Genomic DNA, 18451 nt, shown 5'->3' on the forward strand with positions numbered 1-18451 from the left:
ATTGATTGTAAATGCTTGATGAAAGTCTTCTTCATTATTTTTATACCACTTGTTTGTTTTTTCGATGATCGTTTGTGAATCACTGTCAATGTTATATCCTTGAATAGCTAAATAATCTTTAATACATTGTTTTATTCGTTGTTACCTCCTTAACTCAATATATTGAGTATGTGTTATAAACGTATAACAGAATGAATCCCAATCATCATTTATGTTACCTTTGTTCTCATCCTCGGGTTCATCCTTTTTCTTTTCGTCCCATACTAGGCTTTTCAAAGCCTTTCTAGCGTTTTTACACTTTCGGTTGATTTCTAGTCGTCCCGAACTCAATAGTTCGTCTACAGTCTTAGGACGGTCACTTATGGGGTTCTTAACCACACCAGCAATGCAGTTGTATGGAAGTCCAGCTTCACGCGCTGCTGTTCTTAATGTGTTAATCAATGTGTTGGATGCACTATCACAAAATATCCATTCGGGTTGACCCCATTTTTCAATAACTAGCTTATAAAATTTAATGAACGTCTCACAAAGCATTTTAGCATCTATACCGTTAGATTTTTTCATATCAGTTTCATCTAGTGCTTTCATCTTCTTCCAACTATCGATGAATCCGCTTAAATGAAATGAATACTTACTACCGCTATCTCCGAAATCAATACCCATAATCAAATGACTAAATCGCCCCTTAAGTTTAAGTAACTCTTCTTCATCAGCAAGATATGTCTCTTCATCATCTGCATAATATGGGAATATCAGCCCTTCTGCTGTCTCTCTATGACCTAATATATCTCTCTTGTACCATACAGAATCTTTTTTATATGTACTAAGTTCTTTTTTTATTTTTTCGTCGCTTAGAGACATATTATCGGCTATTGAAGTGTGTCCGTAGTTGTAGCCATATGATTTATTAGTTTTTTGGGAATCTTCGTGAAACTGTAAGAAGTCAACGTAATACCAATGGTCTTTATCTTTAGGGTTTAAGTCATGAAACACCTTTCTGCGACTACTGGAAAGCGTTCTGTCCATAGCTTCTTGCAAGAACTCCTTACAACATAGATTTGCTTCTGTGATATACACTGAACCATACGTGTAACCTCGTATATCTGCTTCACTGCCCTTTTTCTTGCCTCCAGCAAAGAAGATAATCTTTTCACCAGCTTTTGTTTGAACATAATAGCAATCCTTTGCTTCGTACTTTCCTTTGCGATATCTTCCTTCAAAGTAGTTGAACAATCCATAGCCATCACAATCTCCGATGTTAACACGCGGGCTTGACTGATCTACACCAGCAATTAAATGGAATCTATCGGGATGTGTTTCTAAATTCACACAGAACGCATATGTATTTAATACATTCTTACTTCCACGCTTCCCACCTTCCAACACATTGAACCATGAATCAAATGTATGAAATAGATAGTTTATCTGCTTTTCATTAAATGGTGCTGGTATATTCATTACTCTAGATCCTCAATATCACGATTCTTTACTACACTCTCAACAACCGATTTATTTAATGCTTCTACCTTCTTAGCTATTTCATTCGCCTCTGTCGATACTATCTCCTGTTTGTCTCTCCATGCTTGCGATCTACGATTCTTCAACCAAAATATTTGAGCTGTGGTATCTGCTGGTATATGTACTTCATCTATAGCTTGTACAAGTTCCTCTTTATCCTCTATTAACTTTCCTGTCGTTTCACTGAATTTTTTCGTTCTTACCTTGAAAGTCTTTTTAACTTCAACGTTATATCCTTTAGCCTTTTTAAGTAAAGAGTTTTCTACTTCAATATCCACTACTTCCTTATCCTTTTTTAAGGCTTCTTGAATCTCTTTATAAGTGGCTTTCCATGTTTGTAATGTAGAACACCCAATACCCATGTTGTGGGCTATTTGTGTATCTACTAAGCCATCTCGAGCCCAAGCCTTTAGCCTAAGTAAATTATCGGGTTCTAACCACTCTTTATATTTTCCTTTCGCTATTGGTCCACACCTCTCTTATATGACAAAACCAACCCTTTGAGGTTGATGTTATTCCTATTGGTTGCGGGAGGGATAATCGAAATCCCGATATCCAGCTAATAAGACTGGCGAATTAACCACTATTCTATCCCGCTACTTAATTATCTTAAAAAAAACACGATACTAAGTATCATGTTTATAAAATTTTCGATAGTGCTGTGTCAATGTTCCTGTACATCTGCATTTCGCTTAGACTGTATTTGATTGACGTCTTTGTTTTAGAGAATCCATTTACCCATAGGTCGTTTACAATTCCCCTTGTTCGCGGATCGCGTATTGAACTAATCACATCATCCACATAATTAAGTCTCAATGTTATGCTTTCCTTTTCTTTCAAAAGCGCTTCTTCTCCATACATGTTTTCTTTGTAGTTGTTTGCTTTAGCACGTAGGATATCGTTTATGTACTTCAATTCATTTTCAATTTCATTTAATCTTTTCATCATGAAATACTTGCTTTTACATTCCCTTTTGAAATAGTTTCTCTTCTCTTTTGTAAACATCGTTTATTCCTCCTAGTTTGTATGATATAATTTAACTAGGTTTTACCTCTCTTTGCTTTGGTCGGCGGTGGGAGGTTTTTTATTTACTTCTTTATCGGCTCTATATTACCGCTTCTTATTACTCTTCCATAATTGATTTAACGTTTTCTTTTCGTACCCACCAAATATCTTTATACTTCTAATCAAATCAACTGCACTCACTCCAACACTTGCTCCAATAATAGTCATCTTTTTTATAGCTTTAAGCATACATTTATCGAGATAACTCATATTTCTCTCTTTGATTATTCTTATTGCTCTCCACCGTGTATTCACTCATTTACCTCTATTTCTTCCTCAAGATATTCTTTTAAATTCCTAATTCTAAATTTTAAATTTAATGCTATTTTTAGCGCCTCTAACAATTGCTTATGCCAAGGTAATGAGTTTAAATAATCTACCCTTCTAGTTTTCATCCTTTACCTCCCTTGCGAAGAAACAACCATCTCGATAACCATAAGTTTCTTTATACTGTTTCTTGGTGCTTATCACATCAATTTCTTTATTTGCCCCATCTCTAACTGCAAGTAATAGAAACCATTCTTTACGATCGTTATTAAAGATAGGCTTGCCAATGAGTTGTTTCAAATTGTTCATGTTCAAAGGTGGATTGTCGAAGTGTTCGTTGATCTTATGGATCATTTCTTTTTTGAATGGTGGCAAATAACAACCGCAATTATTATCTTTATAATTATTACAATATTGACACCAATGCATCTGTAGTTCTCCTACCAAACACAATGCCATTTCCTTATCGAATTTCTTTTTTTTAAAGTCTTCGTGAAATTTTATTCTAGGTAAATTAAAATGTTCTTTTTCATTCATTTTCACACCACTCTTTCCAATATTCATATTGACTATCTAAAAATTGAGTTCCTTCATCATTATCCAAAGTTATTTTTTTAATAGCCTTATCCAACGCTTTATCTTTTGCTTGGAGTTGATTCCTTAACTCTGTTATTTCTTGCTTTTGACTCACCATAGAAGCATAAATCATAGCGTCAGCAGTATCGTCGGTTCCTCTGTACTTTTTTAACTCTGCATTCTCTTTTTCGAGTTGTTCGAAATTAACAATTATATTTCTTATAATTCCTTCTATATGTCCATAATTTATAGAAGTTTTATCTTTAGGTAAAAGACATTCTATAAGATATTCTACTTCTTTATTTTCCATGTTGGTTCTCCTTTAAAATTCTTCTACTTCAATTTCTTGAATATCTACTTTTTTATATTCTTCAATAAGTTTTTTGATATTATTCTCTTGTTGCAACAACAATTTTCCTTGCTCTTCAATTTCTCTAAAATTTTCATTAAGCCTATCCAAACGCCTTTCATGATCTTCGAAATTTGATTTATAATTTTCAATTATATTTCTTATGTCATAGTAATGATTGCCATTGACTGATAACAAGGAATCATGCCGTCTTCTTTCTTTGTTAAAAACAATTCCTTTTCTATATGTATTATCTTTTTCATCGTTATAATCATTGAAAAATATTTCTTCATCAACCAATACATAGCCTACCGTGTTCCATCCATTTATTCCTTTAACTTCTTTATAAATAAGTTTATTTTTGATATAGCTTAATACTTTTTCTACCTTATCAATGTCCTCATTTATTTTCTTTTCAGTAGCTTTTCTTTCTTCTTCTAACTTTTTGTTTACATTCTCATATGCTAATTCTTTAATTTTTGATATTATATCTTTTTTTTCATCTTTCATTCTTCATTTCCTCCAACTTCTTCTCTGCTTCTTCGTAAGTTAAGAACAAATCTTTTCCATAACACGAAATAGGATATTCATAAAATATATCTTTTTCCGATTCTCCTGTGAAATAAAAAGCTCCTTGGCTATATTGGTTCATATAGCCCTCTTCTTTTTCTACTTCTACAATTTCTAATTGTTCAGTATCCTCATTTTTTACAATGACATAAAAGAAATCCCCTGTATGAAACATACATGTGCAGAAATCTTCTAACGGCATTCCTATTTGTTCTTCTAAATCTTCTAGTTTGCCTAGTTTTTGAAAGATTACGTTTTCCATAGCTTCTCCCACATCGTCAGTGTTAGGTGCATAAAATCGTCCGTTTTCATCTTTGCATTTCTTTGTTAATCTTTTCATCTAGTTACTCCTCTTCATCTTGATTATCTTCAAGGTATTTTTCATATGCTTTATCACAAGCACAACCTTCACACAAATTCCAAGGTCCTGTATTTATTTTTTCAAAACCATAGTCTGTGCATGGACAATATTTACATAGTTCTCCATCTAACTCTTCTATTGTTTTTGGCATTCCTCTTCCTCCCACATTTCTTTTTGCTTGTGTAAAACTTCTATGATTTGCTTGTGCTGTTCTATTAGCCCACTATAGACAGCTAAGTCCGAAAACTTACCTTCTCTTTCAAACTTCCGAGCTTTTTTTTCTAAACGATCAATGTTTTCTTTCACGACAATGCAAAGCATTTGTAAATACTTATATGGTATTTGAAGTTTGATAAGTTCGTTAAGTTTATCAATGCAGTAATCTTTTGCGTTATCATAATCAAATTGTGAAGTATAATCATCATCACGAGAAAAACCTTTAGCGAATTTATCCATTTTATTTTCATCATACAAACAATCTAACGCCTCTTGTGCCTTATGTTTCATTTCTCTAGTACCTCAATTCCTAGGATGCAATATCCTTTTTGTAAACCTTCATAGTTCTTTAACACGAATGTAATAACACCTGTGTATTTTCTGCCTGTATATCCTTTTTCAGTTTCATGACAAGTGCCAAAAGGGCTTCCTTCTAAACACTTTTCATTTGAGTATTCATGTGAAACAAATAAATCTCCTACTTGATATTCTCTGTCGTTCTTACGAAGCTCAAATTTCTTTATACCTAATCTCCCAGCATCGAAGAATGGCTGAACTGTTTTGACATTATGCGTTTTCATATTCTTTACTACTTCTCCCAAGTCGATACTTGTTGCCACTTTTAAATCATCTTTAGTGAATGTATTATTAAACATTTCATTGAATGAAACGATGGTGTGCATTTGTGATATATAATAATCATAGTTACCATGTTTGAGGTAACTATCGTATCCATAACATATGTTGTAATCATCATTAAAATGAGTACAAGTAACATCATCCCACATCCATCTCATACCATTTTCAAAGCACCACTTAATAAATCTTTTTGCCTCGTTTTCAGTTTTACAATTTACAACTATCTTTCCTCGTTTAAACCTTTCTACTAATTTTTCATTCATTGTTTTTTACCTTCATCCTCCCACGAAATCGCTTGTCCACATTCTCTACAGAACTTTGTTTCTACATCTTTACAATTAACCGATAAGAAACAACCGCATACAGGACAATCACATTGATATGAACCATGTTCTTTACTGATAATTGTTACTTTTACTTTCTTTTGAGTAGCACGATCAATTAACTTTGTTATTTCTTCTTCTATACAATCAACACATGACAATTTTTCATGCTTCAATTTGCATTTATTATTTGCTTTACAAACTTTGCAACAGATAGAATTTGGAACACCATACAATGTTTTCGCCACATCTCTTAATGTTTTAAGCATCTAACCACCCCAGTTCTTTCATTTGCTGGTGGATTGCTTTAAATAATCTTAAATCCACATCAATAAGAGTTTGACTTTGCCAATATCCATACTTTGAGCAATATGTAATCCAATCAGATATATCTTTATTTTCGTATACATCTTTATACCAATTATCAATTCTAGGTATCCATCTACTCCATGTAACGCAATAACTTTTTATTTCTTCATTAAAATACACATTTAATTTGTCTGTTGGACTTTCACAAATATAAAAGTAACTTTCTGCTAAAATAAAGCCTATTTTTTTAAACATCTCTTGTGCTGTCATACTTCCACTTCCTCGTCTAATGGCATGTTGAACACAATTATAGAAACGTGTTCACAACTACTCCATTCACTGTCTTTCGAATATGGTAAATATTTAGTTTTTGCTTCAACTGCTTTTGCTATTTGGTTTTGTATCATATCCAACACCTTGATAGCTTTTTCTTTTGATGAATAAATACCCATTCCACAAACTTTGTATACTGTTATAAAGTTTTCCTTACCGCCTAAAACACTGCCATAGTACTCTTTAGTTTCTTTGTGTTGATAAAGCATTTCAATATAAACGTTACTTACTTCTCTTAACGTTTCTTTATCTTGTGAGCGTATCCATATACCCATGTTATTTACCTCCTACCAAAAATACATATTTACTCTTTTCGTTGCACAAAATTTAAACATATTGAGCCATTGCTGGTGCATGTCATATTCGTTCATTGTCGCATAGTTATGACCTCTCATATTTACTTTCAAATCTTTCATAACATCATAGATTTTCTTACACTCTTTCCATGTCAATTTACCTCCACAATCACTATGATTTAAAAACAAATCTAAATCATCATTACATAACTCATTCCAACGCTTTATATCTTCTTCATTACTTTCGTAAAAGAAATTTTTATATGGCTTTTCATAGATTTCTCCAAATTCTTTGTTATAAGCTGTCGCAACAGCACATCTATACAAACCAAATGTAATATATCCACAATGGTATGTATCTTCATATGACATGCCTTTTATACTAATATCCAATCCCATCTCATTTACCTCCAAATATAAGTTGTACAGCTTCCCATTTTGCTCTCAGTTCATTGAGTTCCTTATCTTTTTGCATAATTTCTTCACTCTGCTTCATGATAGTTGTTGCATGGCGTGATGATAATTCGCATTCAGATTTATACATCACTGTAAGTTTATCTATTTCTTTCTTCAAACTTAATCGTTCCGCTTCCCAATCACAAGGCACTTCTTTGTCGAGTTCTGCTTGAACTTTATCTAAAGCATTATAAAATCCTTTTGCATAATCTATGTTATGAAAATTATCACATGCAGAATTTTCTCTCACTATATCTACTGCGTTCATATGTTTTCCTCCTAATCACTAGCCTTGAAATTATAAATAGGCTTGATAATATCAATCACTTCCACTGTGTCTCTTATACAGTCTAAAATTTCTTGCATAGGTTTATAAGCCATTGGCGCTTCATCTAAAGTATCTTTACTTATTGAAGTAGAATAAATGCCATTCATCGCTTTTTTATACTCTTCCATAGATAACTTCTTATTAGCTTCACTCCTGGACATGATACGTCCAGCACCATGAGGCGCAGAACAATTCCAATCTTCATTACCTTTTCCAACGCCAACAATACATCCGTCTCTCATATTTATCGGAATTAGTAACGGTTCATCATATTGTGCTGAAACAGCTCCTTTTCTTACGATGTTATCCTCTCCAATATAATTGTGAATGGTATGAAATCTTCCATTTTCTATCAAATCACACTTACTTAAAATTTTATCTGCTATGACGCTTCTATTATGCTTGGCATACTCAATGCAGATTGCCATGTCCCATAAATAATCTTCTTTATCTTTACCTTCCAAGTAGCATAGTTCTCTCGGTAATTTCAATTTACCTTCATATTCTTTTTTGATGCGCTTAATAGTTTTTTCAATTTCGAACTCTTTTCCACTTGCTTTAAGGTTACTTATTGCTTCTCTTGTCTCAGATTTACACTCTTCGTCAAATGAACAATGTTTAATTGCCTTCTCTTGATAAATTTCAGCAACTTGCTTTCCTATGTTTCTTGACCCTGTGTGAATAACAAGAAATTTACACCCCTCCTTATTTTCGTCAATTTCAATAAAATGGTTTCCTCCACCCAATGTACCCATACTTCTATAAAGCCAATCATCTTTATTTTTGAGTTGATCCTTGCATCTTAATAAATCAATCAATTCTTTTCCATTCAGTTCCTCACTAACGTTCATTCCTGATGGAATATTTTCTCTTATAACTTTATCAATCAAACACAAATCAATATCTTTGTTCTCCAGTTCTACTAACAACATTCCACATCCAATATCTACGCCTACAATGTTAGGAATTACTTTGTCTCCTAAATTCCCTGTAAATCCAATAACACAACCTTTGCCAGCGTGAACGTCGGGCATTATCCTTACCTTGCTATCTTTAAATGCATCTTGTTGCATAAGTGTAAGAACTTGCTTGTGTGCTTTTTCTTCGATATTGCTTGTATATATTTTTAAATCCATATTTCCTCCTAGAACAACCTTTGTTGTTCGTTATTCTTTAATCTATATCCAATTCTTCTGTATTCTTCATAAACTGGCTTCCAAATGTATTCACATTGTTTGCGTTCATTCGGTAATAATCTTGCCATTGTCTCCAACTGATCTTGCAGTGTTAATGCAAACGGACATCCTTTGCATCCAGTACGCACAAAGTTATAAGGCGGATAATACAGCTTACACAATTCAATGTTGCGTTCTGTGATATACCAGTTTTCCCATTCATTTGTAACTTTTAATAGTGGGTGGAATTTCTTTACCCCCCCCATTTATTTTTGATTATACAAGACGGAATGCTTTCACGAAGTCCTTTCTCTGTTGCCATCATTCCTGTTATGCAAATAGACTTATTATTTAACTTCGACCATTTTTCAACAGGCTCTTTTTTTAATTTAAGACAACATTTATCACTTATTTTCAAATCAAACTGTTCTGTGAATAAAGGCTTTAAAATATTAGGGCATTGAAATTTCCCTCTGTCTCCGTTTAGATATCTAATTACAGATGGCATCATTCCGCCATGTTGATAGATTGCTAATAAGTGTGAAAATTCCTTACTCTTAAATGGGTATCCATATTTATCAAGAACTTGCTTAATATTTTTACTTGGATTGATTATTTCTATTCTTTTATCGTCTTTAGTCATCCCATATACAAAATCCTTAATTGCGTCATATTCGATACCAGTATCGACGAACACACGAGTAATCATATTATTAGGTATTGCTTCATCAAGTAGATAATGTAATACTGTACTATCTTTACCTCCACTGAACGAAAGATAGAAGTTCTCTTCTCCGTATTTTTCAACCACATCACGAATTACATGAATGCGATCAAATAATGTTAGTTCATTGTCCATTTCCAATAAACCCCTGTCTATACAATTCTTTGAATATTTCCATCAGCATATTTACTACTATGCTATTTCCCATGAGACTAGATATTTGCTTGTCATTCAATCCACTATTTTTAAGTTTATAGTAATCATCATCCTCAAATCCTGTTAATCTAACATGTTCTTTTGCAGTTAAATATCTTAATTTCCCATCGTAATAAATTACTTGCTTTGGATTTGTTGTTAATGTATTCGCTATCTGCTTTCCAACTCTTCCTCTACGTGTTTTACTATTTGGTCTTTCAACATTTACTACATCGAACTCTTCAACCAACTTATATCCAAGTTTCGTGGCTTCTTTAACAAATAAGTTTCCATCCATCTCAAAGAAAAGAGATTTTTCATTTTCTGACAATTTATAATCATCAAAGTTCGTATCATAATCTATAAATTCTTTTATTGATATCCTCTGTTCATTGCCTTTTGGAAATACGAACGGAATACCATTTAATGTGCTTACAACAATTAGACGTTCACGCTTTTGCGCTATTCCAAACTTACTAGCGTCTACTATTTGATAGCTGTTCGTATAGCCCATACGTTCCATACTTTCAATGTAATGTACAAAGTGTTCCCTATGTCTTTTTGATAGAAGGTTTGGAACATTCTCCCATACTGCCACTGGAGGTTTATAAAATAATTCTATATCAATAATTTCGAGTGTTCTTTCATACAGGATAGATCGTCCAGTATTTATGTTGTTCAAACCGTTTTTACTAAAGTCTTGACATGGACTTCCATGAACTAAAATATCTATATTCATATTCCAGTTGATAATGTCTTGAGGTATATAATCGTTGTTGAATATCTTATTGTATGCAAATACTGCATATGGCAATATTTCAACATAGTCTTGTGATTTGATATTGAAGTTTGCCTTCTCCATTCCTCTTCGCGGTGCGCCAATACCTCCAAACAGTTCTAACAACTGGATAGGTTTTGTGTTACTTTTAGGTTTCATTTCTTAACCTCTTTATTTTTTCTTGTAATTCACTTTCATCGAAATCTTCTACACCAGTATCAATGTTACTTTGATCTTTATACCATGCTGGCAACTCTTTATTGTTACGTGATTTCTCTTTTTCATCCTTCCTACTCCATTGAAGGATAGTGGCATAATGATTCACATAAGGTTTTCCTTTTTTATTAGGAATGTATAAAGATAAATCATCGATGTAGGATAATAAATTCAATTCAATAATCTTTGAATATTCATCATCTGTGAGGAGAACATTGGAGAGTTCTCCATACTCTTTTTTATCTTTTATTGTTTTATTTGTTTTTATTGTTTTATTTGTTTCTTTTTTAGTGTTGGCTTGCTGTTGCCTTCGTAGATTGTTCGGTGTTGCCTTCGTAAAATCTTCATTGTTGCTTTCGGTGTTGCCTGTGTAATAAGAAACATCTTGATAAACGTCGTATTTTACTATACTTATCAACATTCCTCGTGTTGTCTTCGTTGTTGCTATCATTGGTTGTTTACTGTTGCCTTCATTGTTGGGTTCATTGTATGCTTCATACGAACCTTCGTAAGAGGTTCTTAACCACTCTAAAATATCGAATATTTGGCTCTTGCTAGGTATCATTTTTTTAAACCCAACATACCAATGATTATCTTCTTGTATCTCTTTGATAGATACAAACAACTGACCTCTTTTTATATTACCAAAATCATCCCAGCAAGCCTTAGCTAATAGATAACTCCATACTTTCCAATATAAAGGTGGCTTGTGCCATATCTCGGATTCGAGTGTTTTTCTAGCCACTATGTAATAACCCTTAATCATGTTTATGCCTTCTTCTATGGCATTTTTCACATAGAGTTATTCCATTATTTACGTCATATCTTAATTTAGGATAATCCTTAAATTTTTTTAAGTGATGTGCATTTAATGTGCCGCCCTTTTTGTTACAATCTTGGCAAATGTAGTTATCTCGTTCAAATACATTTTTACGCCATTTCTTATACTCTTTTGTTTGCCGATAATCTTTATTAGTTTTTTCAAAATCATATTTTTCATTTTTGCGTGCTATGTAAATTTGCCCTTCATGAACTATTGCTTTTGCGTCTATGCAAATTCCTACATTGTTCAAATATTGTTGACTTGTTATAGCACCAATTTTAAATGCACAATCAGTACAATAATATTTACCGTTTTCAGTAAATTCACATACTGTTTCTTCTTTGCATACACAACAAACCCCAATAGGAACTACAATACTTGCAAATTCTCCTAAGTTGTATTCTTCATATCTAATGACATTGTTGTCTACTTTCCCTAGTTCCTCCAATTTTTACCACCTCAATTCATTAAAATGGTAAATCATCTGATGATATTTCAAATGTACTACTGCTAGATGCATTTCCATAGCCTGTATCACTTGTTTCTTGATTAAATGTATTCTCGTTCATTCCATTGTTTTCGTCACTCTGTGCGCTTGATTTGGTGTCCAAGAACTGCACGCTTTCTGCAACAACTTCTGTAATGAAAACTTTTTTCCCATCGCTTCCATCGTAACTTCTTGTTTGTATTCTTCCTTCAACACCGATTAAGGCACCTTTGTGCGCATATTTAGCTATGATATCTGCTGTTTTATTCCAAGATATATTGTTAATAAAATCAGCAGTTGGTTGACCTTCAACTTTTATTTTTCTGTCACATGCTAGCGTAAATGAAGTAACACTAGCTCCAGCAGAAGTTTTTCTTAATACTGGGTCTTTAGTAAGGCGACCAATAAGCACTACTCTGTTAATCATGTTGCGTCCTCCTCATATTTATCAAATCAACACACTACTTCTAAAATGTAGTCGGTGTCAGTTTGATTCTTTTTTGCGTCTGGGATCAAATGTTCACATTCGCTCATTTCACAGACAAAACCATGTTTTTTTAACTCTTCAATTATTTTTTCTTTGCCGTTAGACTTAACAACGGAATTCGGTACAACTGTATTTCTATACAATCGTAATTGATTCATAATACTAGCTAACACTTTAGCTTTCATTTATTTCTCCTCTTACCTTCTTGTCGTGATATGTCACACCTACAGCTATAGCTTGCCAAACGTCTTTTGAAACGCCATAGAACCAACCTTGATTCTTCTTCGTTCCAACAACTCCGAAACGGTCTATAAGAGCTTGCCTTATATTTCCATCTTTTGCTTTCATGTTTCCGCATAGGTTAATCTTTTCTTCTCTGCGCATCAAATATACAGGCTCAAATCCAGTGTATAAATGATATAATTCTGTAAATCTCCCAATCCATACACATGTATCGAAAACAGTTTTACCAGCTGGCATCCCTGTACCATAATGACCTATCATTTCAATCACCATAGGAATATTTAGGATTTCACATCCACTGTATTTTGAAATAATTAAATCTATCATTTCTTTGTTCGTAATTTTTCCAAACTCAATAGGTTTCAATTCCTCATTGAGGAGGGAATAAGCGCTGTACTCATTCCCAGGATCAATTGATAATATATATGACATACTCTTCTACAACAACGTTGCGTTGCCATCTAGGTCGGTTTTGACTTCCCCTGTTTTTGCATCATATTTGATATCAGTGGATTCCTCAAACTCTGCATCAAAGAACTCATTAGGAATTGATGACATATCATCAGATAAGTTTGTTTTAACCGTTTCATCCTCATTGATTTGGTGCATAAATTCTGTTCGCATTGGAGCATATTTAAGAACTTTCTTGATAACGGTCTTCTTTGCCATTTCATCAAAGTTAGTTTGCCAAGGACCGTTACTAAATGTTTTAGAGAATGATTTAGCATGTTTTAATACATCATCTTTACTCATTACCTCGAAACCTTCGCCTCCGTTTACAAGTTTAAATACTGCATAATACCAAATAGGCTCCCCTCTGTCTTTTTTTGCAGGTATATGTTTGAGAACAGGGTTTAGCCCAAATTCAAATGTAAATTCATCATTTTCATATACAGCTTGTGCCATGATTGTTTTTACATCTCCACTACGATATGCTAGATCAATGATTCCTTTATAGCCTAGTTGAAATTGACACGTGTTGCCGTATGGAATTAAATAAGCCTGTCCTAGCGGTGTATTAGGTTCTAAACCAAGTTGAGCTGCATTCATCATTGCGCCCAAGAATGATGCAGGCGTGCAAGAAGATAACTTAGGCGTATTCGATACAGCAGATAGACAAATTCTTGTAAATCTTTCTGGTGTCATTACCTTAGGCAGTGCCTTTTCAATTTCTGGCATCATAACCGCAATATAGTCTTTTATTGTTTTTGGTTCTTTCTTCGCTACGCTTGGATTGATTGTTTTAGATAAAGCTCCCTGTTGATTTGTTGTTGGCATTTGTTTAGCCCTCCTCTTTTATAGTTAATCTTTTACTTTTTACAACATTTGAACATTCTTCATATATATTAGGATACATTGCTCTTAATAAATCACTGTCGACCCTTCTAGACTCCGTGGGGGATAGTTTTACTTTGTAAGTATCGCATTGACCATACACACAATTTTCTAAATCACGTTTTAAATTATTTTCAATTTCTCGTTTTTCTGTCTTAATTTTTTTTTCTAATAATTTCAATTCATCTAACCGTTTTAACTCTGTACCTCTGTATAAAATCACTGTTGAATTAAAATCGGAATCTGGATACATTTTCTTAAGTGTCTCCATTGTGCTCTCTGAACCATCAATAGATGGCTCTATATCCTCGGTGACACAATTCCAAAATTCATCTTCTAACTTGATTAGAGATAGTATTTCATCGTCATTCCAATTAACTTCAAACCAATAAAATTCAACACCTAACACAAGTATTGCAATATACCACTTTTTCTTTCCTGTTACCGCCATATAGTGCATACACTGAATGTAATATTGAAATGGGATATCTCCTTTATCGTATTTAGTTCTTGTTAATGCAGATGTAGTTTTGCATTCTAAACCAGCATCTTCGCCGACAATTAAGCGATCAACATTTGCCAACATGTGTGGATGCTCTTTTGACTGAAAACTAAATGAAGATTTACGAACCTTTTTTCCTGTCTTTTCTGTAAACCGCTGTGCTACGTAATCTTCTAAATCACGCCCTAATCTCATTGGTTCATTGTCTTCCTTATCGTTGTCAATACGCCCTGTTTTTTCACACCACAATGTATAAGTGGAACACCAAGGAGATTTACCAATAGATGCGGAAGCGTCAGAACCGCCTATACCAGCAAGTCTGTTCTTTTTCCACTCTTCTCTGCTTTCTGGAATTTTATGTTTTATATAGGACATTAAAACACCTCCTGTGTCGCTTTTCTATCTCGTTCAGCTTCCAACACATCGCCCCATACCACACAATCATTTGATATTTCATCAAGCTGACACTGTTCACAAGCGTAAGCACTATCGTGTCTTTTATAAACATATTGGCTCGTTGTCAGAGGCTTTCCACAAATAACACAACATTCACGTTCTTGCTCTTTTGCTACTTGGAGCATTTCTTCTCTTTTTTCTTGTTGAAAATCAATATTATCTAATACGTTATTTTGGTTAGGCTCAAAAGAATCCATTATTCGACCACCTCGATGAACTCGGCATCGTAATTATTCATTTTTACTTTCCTCCATTTATTTGTTTCCATAGACCAATGATTTCGTCTATGTCCTTTGTCTCACACCACTTCTCTCTTACCTCTATTGCAGTAGTTCTTTTGCCTATGTATGCAATAGAACCATCAACATACTTACGCAATAGCTGAAACATCGACTCTATACCGTCTTCCTTTGTGTTGTAAGAACAATAATCCAATCCGCATGTAATTCCAGCAGGATTGTTTCCGTTGATCCAAGCTGGGCTATGTTTACCCCATCCTGTCTCTTTGATGAAGACCGCTAAAGCATATCCTCCATCAATTCCATAACTTTTTGACAACTTGTAGAATGATTCAACATCAATTTGTTCTGATAATCCATTATCATTAACGAATCTATTCAAGTTGTATTCTGTTGTAATTACTTCATCAATTCTTGTAGTTGATGAAATGGCTCTTCATTTCGCTTGTAACTCTTGAACCTCTTTAAGTTGTGATTGAAGATTGTTATTTTCTTTAACTAATTCTTCGTAAGCATCTTTGCTTACTGAATTTTCTTTTAACGTTGCAATTCTTTCTTCTAAAATATCTTGTGAATTATCTGCACTAACTGACATTTTGTTGATAACAATTCCAAAAACAACGTTTAACAAAAAAGAGCACACCAACACAACTACTATGTAAATGAAAACTCTTTTCTTCCTTATTGCCACACTCATGTGTTTCCTCCTGTTATAAATCCATCTTTTCTTGCGTTTGTTCACGAATATATTTGTTATATGTAGCGATACATTTGAATGTACTCTTTGCTCTTTTAATACGTTCGTTCTTAGCGTGAATAACTTCATCTACTGAACTTGGCAAGAAATATCCTTTGTATGATGATGAAGAACAAATAGGAACTTCATCTTCATCGATAAGAGATACAACCACTCGCCGAATCATTCTTTCATCAGTATTCAATCTGCGAGCCAATTCGTAACGATCAATTGCATTCTCACTACCGTGTTGCAAAGCTTCTAAGACTTGTTGTTTTAATGTTTCGAACTTCACTAAAACTCCTCCGTTCTTGCTTTTTGGTTTAATTAGACATATAATCTAATTGGGTTATCTATACCCTTGAATCTTAGCTATCCAAAGACCGTCAAATCAGTTGGGTAGCTTTTAATTCGCTTTCTTTCTAAATTCGCCATTTTATGTATGTCGGATTCTTTGATTCCAGCACATTCAAGTACATACTCGTAATATGCTCTTTTCTCTAAATTATTCTTACCTTTATCAACTGCCATTTGTCTGGCTTTTTCATAAATAGCATCAGATACACTCCATGAACGCCTCAATAACTTTTGAACATCAGTTCGAGTAAGATACAACTTAGAAATTATTCTTTCTCTCTCGATACATGGATAATTATTTGGTTTTGTCAAAGTATCCCTCCTATCTTTTATTTCTTTTTAAATTTGATTCTTGTGGCGATGAAACCATACCGCTAACAGCTAACCTAACAGATTGACCAATATCATCAATAACCTTCTTGTTATCAATCAGTGTTTCATTCGAACTAGGTGTTACTGCATCTAGTTTTTTATTGATAGAACGTAATTCAATTAAGATATCCTCAAGGATTGCTTTTAATTCATTGTTCATAAGTTCCCTCCTCTCTTTTGTTAATATCTTTGTAATTTACTTTTCTCTTAAATCGTCTATAATGTAATTAAGAGAAAGGAGAATAAATATGCCAAATATATATGTTGATTCAGATGGTAACACCATTGATTTAGACAAACTAAAATATGATTTAGCAATGATTTATGCAAATCGTAAATTTAATGAAGTTAATTTTACCCAACCTCAATCATCAAGAATTCCTGATTACATTGAACATGTGAACTCTATACTTGAAAATTTTGGTGTTGCGTATCAAGAATTGTGTAATCTAGGAGAAGATTACTTAATTAACAAAATAGATATTACTCATGAATATAAGTGCGATGATTGATTTCGTAGTCTAACTTTTTAAATAATTTCTCTATTTCATCAATATTTAATTCATTTTTCTTGATAATCAAAATTATTTCCTCAGCTACCCTCCCTATTTTATGAGGGTCTTTTTTATATTTTTTTTCCATAACCATCCCTTTCTTCTTTAATTCCAAATACCAATGAATAACCAAAATACATTTCTTCTTTATTTCTCATATCACTCCTCCTCTCTACAATAATTCTTCTAGCGGTACGCCAAAGTACTCGGCTAGAATTTTAAGTTTGTCTACCTTGGGTTTACAGCGGTTTGTTCTCCAACTACTTATAGTCGCTTGACCTATTCCAGTATCTTTTGATAATCGATATACTGAAATACCTCTTTTACCCATAAGTATTTCAATTTTTTCCCACAAATTAACACCTCCAGTCTTGTATTACTCAACAAATGTGATATACTATATTTGAATTTAATTTATAAATAGCAATCACTATGCATTTGTTGACTACAAACGTAGTATACTATCTGTTTTATAGTATGTCAACTACTTTTACTATGAATTTGTTGATTGCTAAAAAATGGAGGTATATTATGTATGAAATATACGAAAGATTATTAGAAGAAAAAGGTATTACATCATACCAAGTATCTAAAGCTACTGGTATATCACAAGCAGTCCTAAGTAGTTGGAAAGTAAAACGAAGTAAACCTAAATATGAAGCAATAAAAAAAGTTGCAGATTTTTTAGGAGTTTCAGTTGAATATCTAACTGGAGAATCAAGCGACAGAATACTAAAGCCAGAAAAAAAAGAGCACACTGTACAAATGCCCTTGTATGCTCAAATTTGTTGCGGTAATGGTGGATTTGTTGATGATGATATCATTGAGTATATTTCTCTTCCAGATAGCATCCTAAACGGAAGCAAAGAGTACTTTGCGCAATACGCAAAAGGCGATAGTATGGTAGAGGCAAATATAAACGAAGGCGACTTACTTATCTTTGAAAAGACTAATGTTCTTGATAACGGACAAATTGGTTGCTTTTGTGTAGATAATAACGATGCTACATGCAAAAAGTTTTATAAAACTGATTCTGGTATTATCATGTTACAGCCAGCAAATGATGCGTATGATCCAATTGCTGTAACGATTGAAAATACATGTTTTAGAATATTGGGGAAACTTGCTTTAACAATAAGCAAAACAAACTACTAGGAGGAAACCGA

The 18451-nt window shown here is 33.3% G+C and carries 38 protein-coding genes and 1 tRNA gene; 2 read left to right on the forward strand and 37 right to left on the reverse strand.

Going from position 1 to position 18451, the window contains the following annotated elements; translation table 11 throughout:
- Window positions 1-141: 141 nt before the first annotated feature.
- The 35 genes from ACWG0P_RS07150 to ACWG0P_RS07320 form a co-directional block, all read right to left on the reverse strand.
- Complete coding sequence (locus tag ACWG0P_RS07150) at window positions 142-1458, reverse strand: phage terminase large subunit (protein WP_455801130.1); 1317 nt, start codon at window positions 1456-1458, stop codon at window positions 142-144.
- Entirely contained in the window at window positions 1458-1880 is a 423-nt protein-coding gene (locus tag ACWG0P_RS07155; protein WP_455801131.1) for a hypothetical protein, read from the reverse strand. The genes ACWG0P_RS07150 and ACWG0P_RS07155 overlap by 1 nt, the downstream gene beginning before the upstream one ends.
- Window positions 1881-2040: 160 nt before the next feature.
- A tRNA-Ile gene (locus tag ACWG0P_RS07160) sits at window positions 2041-2116 on the reverse strand.
- Window positions 2117-2157: 41 nt separating this feature from the next.
- Window positions 2158-2523 (reverse strand): hypothetical protein, encoded by a 366-nt coding sequence (locus ACWG0P_RS07165; protein WP_455801132.1) that lies wholly within the window; start codon window positions 2521-2523, stop codon window positions 2158-2160.
- A gap of 105 nt (window positions 2524-2628) precedes the next feature.
- Window positions 2629-2772: a hypothetical protein gene (locus ACWG0P_RS07170; protein ID WP_455801133.1), complete on the reverse strand. Its 144-nt coding sequence runs from the start codon at window positions 2770-2772 to the stop codon at window positions 2629-2631.
- A 62-nt stretch (window positions 2773-2834) separates the two neighbouring features.
- Window positions 2835-2978 carry a hypothetical protein gene (locus ACWG0P_RS07175; RefSeq protein WP_455801134.1) on the reverse strand — a complete coding sequence of 48 codons (144 nt, stop codon included), beginning with the start codon at window positions 2976-2978 and terminating at the stop codon, window positions 2835-2837.
- Complete coding sequence (locus ACWG0P_RS07180) at window positions 2968-3414, reverse strand: hypothetical protein (protein ID WP_455801135.1); 447 nt, start codon at window positions 3412-3414, stop codon at window positions 2968-2970. The genes ACWG0P_RS07175 and ACWG0P_RS07180 overlap by 11 nt, the downstream gene beginning before the upstream one ends.
- A complete protein-coding gene (locus ACWG0P_RS07185) occupies window positions 3380-3736 on the reverse strand; it encodes a hypothetical protein (RefSeq protein WP_455801136.1) in 357 nt (118 codons plus the stop codon). Before ACWG0P_RS07185 ends, ACWG0P_RS07180 begins: the two co-directional genes overlap by 35 nt.
- A 12-nt stretch (window positions 3737-3748) precedes the next feature.
- Entirely contained in the window at window positions 3749-4285 is a 537-nt protein-coding gene (locus ACWG0P_RS07190) for a hypothetical protein (RefSeq protein ID WP_455801137.1), read from the reverse strand.
- Complete coding sequence (locus ACWG0P_RS07195) at window positions 4275-4685, reverse strand: hypothetical protein (protein ID WP_455801138.1); 411 nt, start codon at window positions 4683-4685, stop codon at window positions 4275-4277. The genes ACWG0P_RS07190 and ACWG0P_RS07195 overlap by 11 nt, the downstream gene beginning before the upstream one ends.
- Window positions 4686-4689: 4 nt before the next feature.
- Window positions 4690-4857, reverse strand: a complete 168-nt coding sequence (locus ACWG0P_RS07200; RefSeq protein WP_455801139.1) for a hypothetical protein — start codon at window positions 4855-4857, stop codon at window positions 4690-4692.
- On the reverse strand, window positions 4842-5213 hold the full coding sequence (locus ACWG0P_RS07205) for a hypothetical protein (protein WP_455801140.1): 372 nt from the start codon (window positions 5211-5213) through the stop codon (window positions 4842-4844). Before ACWG0P_RS07205 ends, ACWG0P_RS07200 begins: the two co-directional genes overlap by 16 nt.
- Entirely contained in the window at window positions 5210-5824 is a 615-nt protein-coding gene (locus ACWG0P_RS07210) for a DUF3850 domain-containing protein (protein ID WP_455801141.1), read from the reverse strand. The genes ACWG0P_RS07205 and ACWG0P_RS07210 overlap by 4 nt, the downstream gene beginning before the upstream one ends.
- Window positions 5821-6153 carry a hypothetical protein gene (locus ACWG0P_RS07215; RefSeq protein ID WP_455801142.1) on the reverse strand — a complete coding sequence of 111 codons (333 nt, stop codon included), beginning with the start codon at window positions 6151-6153 and terminating at the stop codon, window positions 5821-5823. The genes ACWG0P_RS07210 and ACWG0P_RS07215 overlap by 4 nt, the downstream gene beginning before the upstream one ends.
- Entirely contained in the window at window positions 6146-6463 is a 318-nt protein-coding gene (locus ACWG0P_RS07220; protein WP_455801143.1) for a hypothetical protein, read from the reverse strand. The genes ACWG0P_RS07215 and ACWG0P_RS07220 overlap by 8 nt, the downstream gene beginning before the upstream one ends.
- A complete protein-coding gene (locus ACWG0P_RS07225; protein WP_455801144.1) occupies window positions 6460-6801 on the reverse strand; it encodes a hypothetical protein in 342 nt (113 codons plus the stop codon). The genes ACWG0P_RS07220 and ACWG0P_RS07225 overlap by 4 nt, the downstream gene beginning before the upstream one ends.
- A gap of 12 nt (window positions 6802-6813) precedes the next feature.
- Window positions 6814-7221, reverse strand: coding sequence for a hypothetical protein (locus ACWG0P_RS07230; protein WP_455801145.1), 408 nt, complete (start codon window positions 7219-7221; stop codon window positions 6814-6816).
- Between the two features lies 1 nt (window position 7222).
- Complete coding sequence (locus ACWG0P_RS07235; RefSeq protein ID WP_455801146.1) at window positions 7223-7546, reverse strand: hypothetical protein; 324 nt, start codon at window positions 7544-7546, stop codon at window positions 7223-7225.
- A gap of 11 nt (window positions 7547-7557) precedes the next feature.
- Window positions 7558-8742 carry an RtcB family protein gene (locus ACWG0P_RS07240; RefSeq protein ID WP_455801147.1) on the reverse strand — a complete coding sequence of 395 codons (1185 nt, stop codon included), beginning with the start codon at window positions 8740-8742 and terminating at the stop codon, window positions 7558-7560.
- Between the two features lie 8 nt (window positions 8743-8750).
- Window positions 8751-9047, reverse strand: coding sequence for a hypothetical protein (locus ACWG0P_RS07245; protein ID WP_455801148.1), 297 nt, complete (start codon window positions 9045-9047; stop codon window positions 8751-8753).
- On the reverse strand, window positions 9035-9640 hold the full coding sequence (locus tag ACWG0P_RS07250) for a phosphoadenosine phosphosulfate reductase domain-containing protein (RefSeq protein ID WP_455801149.1): 606 nt from the start codon (window positions 9638-9640) through the stop codon (window positions 9035-9037). The genes ACWG0P_RS07245 and ACWG0P_RS07250 overlap by 13 nt, the downstream gene beginning before the upstream one ends.
- Window positions 9630-10637, reverse strand: coding sequence for a DNA cytosine methyltransferase (locus tag ACWG0P_RS07255; RefSeq protein ID WP_455801150.1), 1008 nt, complete (start codon window positions 10635-10637; stop codon window positions 9630-9632). Before ACWG0P_RS07255 ends, ACWG0P_RS07250 begins: the two co-directional genes overlap by 11 nt.
- Window positions 10627-11460 (reverse strand): hypothetical protein, encoded by an 834-nt coding sequence (locus ACWG0P_RS07260; RefSeq protein WP_455801151.1) that lies wholly within the window; start codon window positions 11458-11460, stop codon window positions 10627-10629. Before ACWG0P_RS07260 ends, ACWG0P_RS07255 begins: the two co-directional genes overlap by 11 nt.
- Window positions 11453-11965, reverse strand: a complete 513-nt coding sequence (locus ACWG0P_RS07265; protein ID WP_455801152.1) for an HNH endonuclease — start codon at window positions 11963-11965, stop codon at window positions 11453-11455. Before ACWG0P_RS07265 ends, ACWG0P_RS07260 begins: the two co-directional genes overlap by 8 nt.
- A gap of 19 nt (window positions 11966-11984) precedes the next feature.
- A complete protein-coding gene (locus ACWG0P_RS07270) occupies window positions 11985-12431 on the reverse strand; it encodes a single-stranded DNA-binding protein (RefSeq protein ID WP_455801153.1) in 447 nt (148 codons plus the stop codon).
- 26 nt (window positions 12432-12457) lie between these two features.
- Window positions 12458-12676 carry a hypothetical protein gene (locus ACWG0P_RS07275; protein ID WP_455801154.1) on the reverse strand — a complete coding sequence of 73 codons (219 nt, stop codon included), beginning with the start codon at window positions 12674-12676 and terminating at the stop codon, window positions 12458-12460.
- Window positions 12666-13166, reverse strand: a complete 501-nt coding sequence (locus tag ACWG0P_RS07280) for a hypothetical protein (protein WP_455801155.1) — start codon at window positions 13164-13166, stop codon at window positions 12666-12668. The genes ACWG0P_RS07275 and ACWG0P_RS07280 overlap by 11 nt, the downstream gene beginning before the upstream one ends.
- Window positions 13167-13172: 6 nt before the next feature.
- A complete protein-coding gene (locus tag ACWG0P_RS07285) occupies window positions 13173-14012 on the reverse strand; it encodes a recombinase RecT (protein ID WP_455801156.1) in 840 nt (279 codons plus the stop codon).
- A 4-nt stretch (window positions 14013-14016) separates the two neighbouring features.
- Window positions 14017-14946 (reverse strand): YqaJ viral recombinase family nuclease, encoded by a 930-nt coding sequence (locus tag ACWG0P_RS07290; RefSeq protein WP_455801157.1) that lies wholly within the window; start codon window positions 14944-14946, stop codon window positions 14017-14019.
- Window positions 14946-15224 (reverse strand): hypothetical protein, encoded by a 279-nt coding sequence (locus ACWG0P_RS07295; protein ID WP_455801158.1) that lies wholly within the window; start codon window positions 15222-15224, stop codon window positions 14946-14948. Before ACWG0P_RS07295 ends, ACWG0P_RS07290 begins: the two co-directional genes overlap by 1 nt.
- Window positions 15225-15267: 43 nt before the next feature.
- On the reverse strand, window positions 15268-15648 hold the full coding sequence (locus tag ACWG0P_RS07300; protein WP_455801159.1) for a glucosaminidase domain-containing protein: 381 nt from the start codon (window positions 15646-15648) through the stop codon (window positions 15268-15270).
- A gap of 54 nt (window positions 15649-15702) precedes the next feature.
- A complete protein-coding gene (locus ACWG0P_RS07305; RefSeq protein WP_455801160.1) occupies window positions 15703-15963 on the reverse strand; it encodes a hypothetical protein in 261 nt (86 codons plus the stop codon).
- A gap of 13 nt (window positions 15964-15976) precedes the next feature.
- A complete protein-coding gene (locus ACWG0P_RS07310) occupies window positions 15977-16297 on the reverse strand; it encodes a hypothetical protein (protein ID WP_455801161.1) in 321 nt (106 codons plus the stop codon).
- 77 nt (window positions 16298-16374) lie between these two features.
- A complete protein-coding gene (locus ACWG0P_RS07315) occupies window positions 16375-16671 on the reverse strand; it encodes a hypothetical protein (protein WP_455801162.1) in 297 nt (98 codons plus the stop codon).
- 10 nt (window positions 16672-16681) lie between these two features.
- Complete coding sequence (locus ACWG0P_RS07320; RefSeq protein ID WP_455801163.1) at window positions 16682-16891, reverse strand: hypothetical protein; 210 nt, start codon at window positions 16889-16891, stop codon at window positions 16682-16684.
- 88 nt (window positions 16892-16979) lie between these two features.
- Between ACWG0P_RS07320 and ACWG0P_RS07325 the strand changes: the two genes are divergently transcribed.
- Window positions 16980-17243, forward strand: a complete 264-nt coding sequence (locus tag ACWG0P_RS07325) for a hypothetical protein (protein ID WP_455801164.1) — start codon at window positions 16980-16982, stop codon at window positions 17241-17243.
- On the opposite strand, the gene ACWG0P_RS07330 is transcribed toward ACWG0P_RS07325, so the two are convergent.
- Both ACWG0P_RS07330 and ACWG0P_RS07335 read right to left on the reverse strand, forming a co-directional pair.
- Window positions 17215-17400 carry a hypothetical protein gene (locus ACWG0P_RS07330; RefSeq protein ID WP_455801165.1) on the reverse strand — a complete coding sequence of 62 codons (186 nt, stop codon included), beginning with the start codon at window positions 17398-17400 and terminating at the stop codon, window positions 17215-17217. The two genes, ACWG0P_RS07325 and ACWG0P_RS07330, sit on opposite strands and share 29 nt — an antisense overlap.
- A gap of 57 nt (window positions 17401-17457) precedes the next feature.
- The gene (locus ACWG0P_RS07335) at window positions 17458-17640 is read right to left on the reverse strand and encodes a helix-turn-helix domain-containing protein (protein ID WP_455801166.1); all 183 of its coding nucleotides are present in this window, start codon (window positions 17638-17640) and stop codon (window positions 17458-17460) included.
- A 176-nt stretch (window positions 17641-17816) separates the two neighbouring features.
- Here ACWG0P_RS07335 and ACWG0P_RS07340 point away from each other — a divergent pair, with 176 nt between their 5' ends.
- On the forward strand, window positions 17817-18440 hold the full coding sequence (locus ACWG0P_RS07340) for a S24 family peptidase (RefSeq protein ID WP_455801167.1): 624 nt from the start codon (window positions 17817-17819) through the stop codon (window positions 18438-18440).
- The last annotated feature ends 11 nt before the right edge of the window (window positions 18441-18451 follow it).

The organism is Amedibacillus sp. YH-ame6 (assembly GCF_053848845.1).

What these genes read in the sequence shown, in the direction of transcription:
- ACWG0P_RS07325 (WP_455801164.1), top strand. Translation starts at nt 16,980, where the DNA reads ATGCCAAATATATATGTTGATTCAGATGGTAACACCATTGATTTAGAC.
- ACWG0P_RS07280 (WP_455801155.1), bottom strand. Translation starts at nt 13,166, where the DNA reads ATGTCATATATATTATCAATTGATCCTGGGAATGAGTACAGCGCTTAT.
- ACWG0P_RS07180 (WP_455801135.1), bottom strand. Translation starts at nt 3,414, where the DNA reads ATGAATATTGGAAAGAGTGGTGTGAAAATGAATGAAAAAGAACATTTT.
- ACWG0P_RS07185 (WP_455801136.1), bottom strand. Translation starts at nt 3,736, where the DNA reads ATGGAAAATAAAGAAGTAGAATATCTTATAGAATGTCTTTTACCTAAA.
- ACWG0P_RS07305 (WP_455801160.1), bottom strand. Translation starts at nt 15,963, where the DNA reads ATGAGTGTGGCAATAAGGAAGAAAAGAGTTTTCATTTACATAGTAGTT.
- ACWG0P_RS07240 (WP_455801147.1), bottom strand. Translation starts at nt 8,742, where the DNA reads ATGGATTTAAAAATATATACAAGCAATATCGAAGAAAAAGCACACAAG.
- ACWG0P_RS07250 (WP_455801149.1), bottom strand. Translation starts at nt 9,640, where the DNA reads ATGGACAATGAACTAACATTATTTGATCGCATTCATGTAATTCGTGAT.
- ACWG0P_RS07150 (WP_455801130.1), bottom strand. Translation starts at nt 1,458, where the DNA reads ATGAATATACCAGCACCATTTAATGAAAAGCAGATAAACTATCTATTT.
- ACWG0P_RS07200 (WP_455801139.1), bottom strand. Translation starts at nt 4,857, where the DNA reads ATGCCAAAAACAATAGAAGAGTTAGATGGAGAACTATGTAAATATTGT.
- ACWG0P_RS07285 (WP_455801156.1), bottom strand. Translation starts at nt 14,012, where the DNA reads ATGCCAACAACAAATCAACAGGGAGCTTTATCTAAAACAATCAATCCA.
- ACWG0P_RS07290 (WP_455801157.1), bottom strand. Translation starts at nt 14,946, where the DNA reads ATGTCCTATATAAAACATAAAATTCCAGAAAGCAGAGAAGAGTGGAAA.
- ACWG0P_RS07340 (WP_455801167.1), top strand. Translation starts at nt 17,817, where the DNA reads ATGTATGAAATATACGAAAGATTATTAGAAGAAAAAGGTATTACATCA.
- ACWG0P_RS07245 (WP_455801148.1), bottom strand. Translation starts at nt 9,047, where the DNA reads ATGGGGGGGGTAAAGAAATTCCACCCACTATTAAAAGTTACAAATGAA.
- ACWG0P_RS07205 (WP_455801140.1), bottom strand. Translation starts at nt 5,213, where the DNA reads ATGAAACATAAGGCACAAGAGGCGTTAGATTGTTTGTATGATGAAAAT.
- ACWG0P_RS07260 (WP_455801151.1), bottom strand. Translation starts at nt 11,460, where the DNA reads ATGATTAAGGGTTATTACATAGTGGCTAGAAAAACACTCGAATCCGAG.
- ACWG0P_RS07215 (WP_455801142.1), bottom strand. Translation starts at nt 6,153, where the DNA reads ATGCTTAAAACATTAAGAGATGTGGCGAAAACATTGTATGGTGTTCCA.
- ACWG0P_RS07210 (WP_455801141.1), bottom strand. Translation starts at nt 5,824, where the DNA reads ATGAATGAAAAATTAGTAGAAAGGTTTAAACGAGGAAAGATAGTTGTA.
- ACWG0P_RS07170 (WP_455801133.1), bottom strand. Translation starts at nt 2,772, where the DNA reads ATGCTTAAAGCTATAAAAAAGATGACTATTATTGGAGCAAGTGTTGGA.
- ACWG0P_RS07165 (WP_455801132.1), bottom strand. Translation starts at nt 2,523, where the DNA reads ATGTTTACAAAAGAGAAGAGAAACTATTTCAAAAGGGAATGTAAAAGC.
- ACWG0P_RS07320 (WP_455801163.1), bottom strand. Translation starts at nt 16,891, where the DNA reads ATGAACAATGAATTAAAAGCAATCCTTGAGGATATCTTAATTGAATTA.
- ACWG0P_RS07225 (WP_455801144.1), bottom strand. Translation starts at nt 6,801, where the DNA reads ATGGGTATATGGATACGCTCACAAGATAAAGAAACGTTAAGAGAAGTA.
- ACWG0P_RS07255 (WP_455801150.1), bottom strand. Translation starts at nt 10,637, where the DNA reads ATGAAACCTAAAAGTAACACAAAACCTATCCAGTTGTTAGAACTGTTT.
- ACWG0P_RS07190 (WP_455801137.1), bottom strand. Translation starts at nt 4,285, where the DNA reads ATGAAAGATGAAAAAAAAGATATAATATCAAAAATTAAAGAATTAGCA.
- ACWG0P_RS07195 (WP_455801138.1), bottom strand. Translation starts at nt 4,685, where the DNA reads ATGAAAAGATTAACAAAGAAATGCAAAGATGAAAACGGACGATTTTAT.
- ACWG0P_RS07230 (WP_455801145.1), bottom strand. Translation starts at nt 7,221, where the DNA reads ATGGGATTGGATATTAGTATAAAAGGCATGTCATATGAAGATACATAC.
- ACWG0P_RS07270 (WP_455801153.1), bottom strand. Translation starts at nt 12,431, where the DNA reads ATGATTAACAGAGTAGTGCTTATTGGTCGCCTTACTAAAGACCCAGTA.
- ACWG0P_RS07235 (WP_455801146.1), bottom strand. Translation starts at nt 7,546, where the DNA reads ATGAACGCAGTAGATATAGTGAGAGAAAATTCTGCATGTGATAATTTT.
- ACWG0P_RS07295 (WP_455801158.1), bottom strand. Translation starts at nt 15,224, where the DNA reads ATGGATTCTTTTGAGCCTAACCAAAATAACGTATTAGATAATATTGAT.
- ACWG0P_RS07275 (WP_455801154.1), bottom strand. Translation starts at nt 12,676, where the DNA reads ATGAAAGCTAAAGTGTTAGCTAGTATTATGAATCAATTACGATTGTAT.
- ACWG0P_RS07220 (WP_455801143.1), bottom strand. Translation starts at nt 6,463, where the DNA reads ATGACAGCACAAGAGATGTTTAAAAAAATAGGCTTTATTTTAGCAGAA.
- ACWG0P_RS07155 (WP_455801131.1), bottom strand. Translation starts at nt 1,880, where the DNA reads ATGGGTATTGGGTGTTCTACATTACAAACATGGAAAGCCACTTATAAA.
- ACWG0P_RS07175 (WP_455801134.1), bottom strand. Translation starts at nt 2,978, where the DNA reads ATGAAAACTAGAAGGGTAGATTATTTAAACTCATTACCTTGGCATAAG.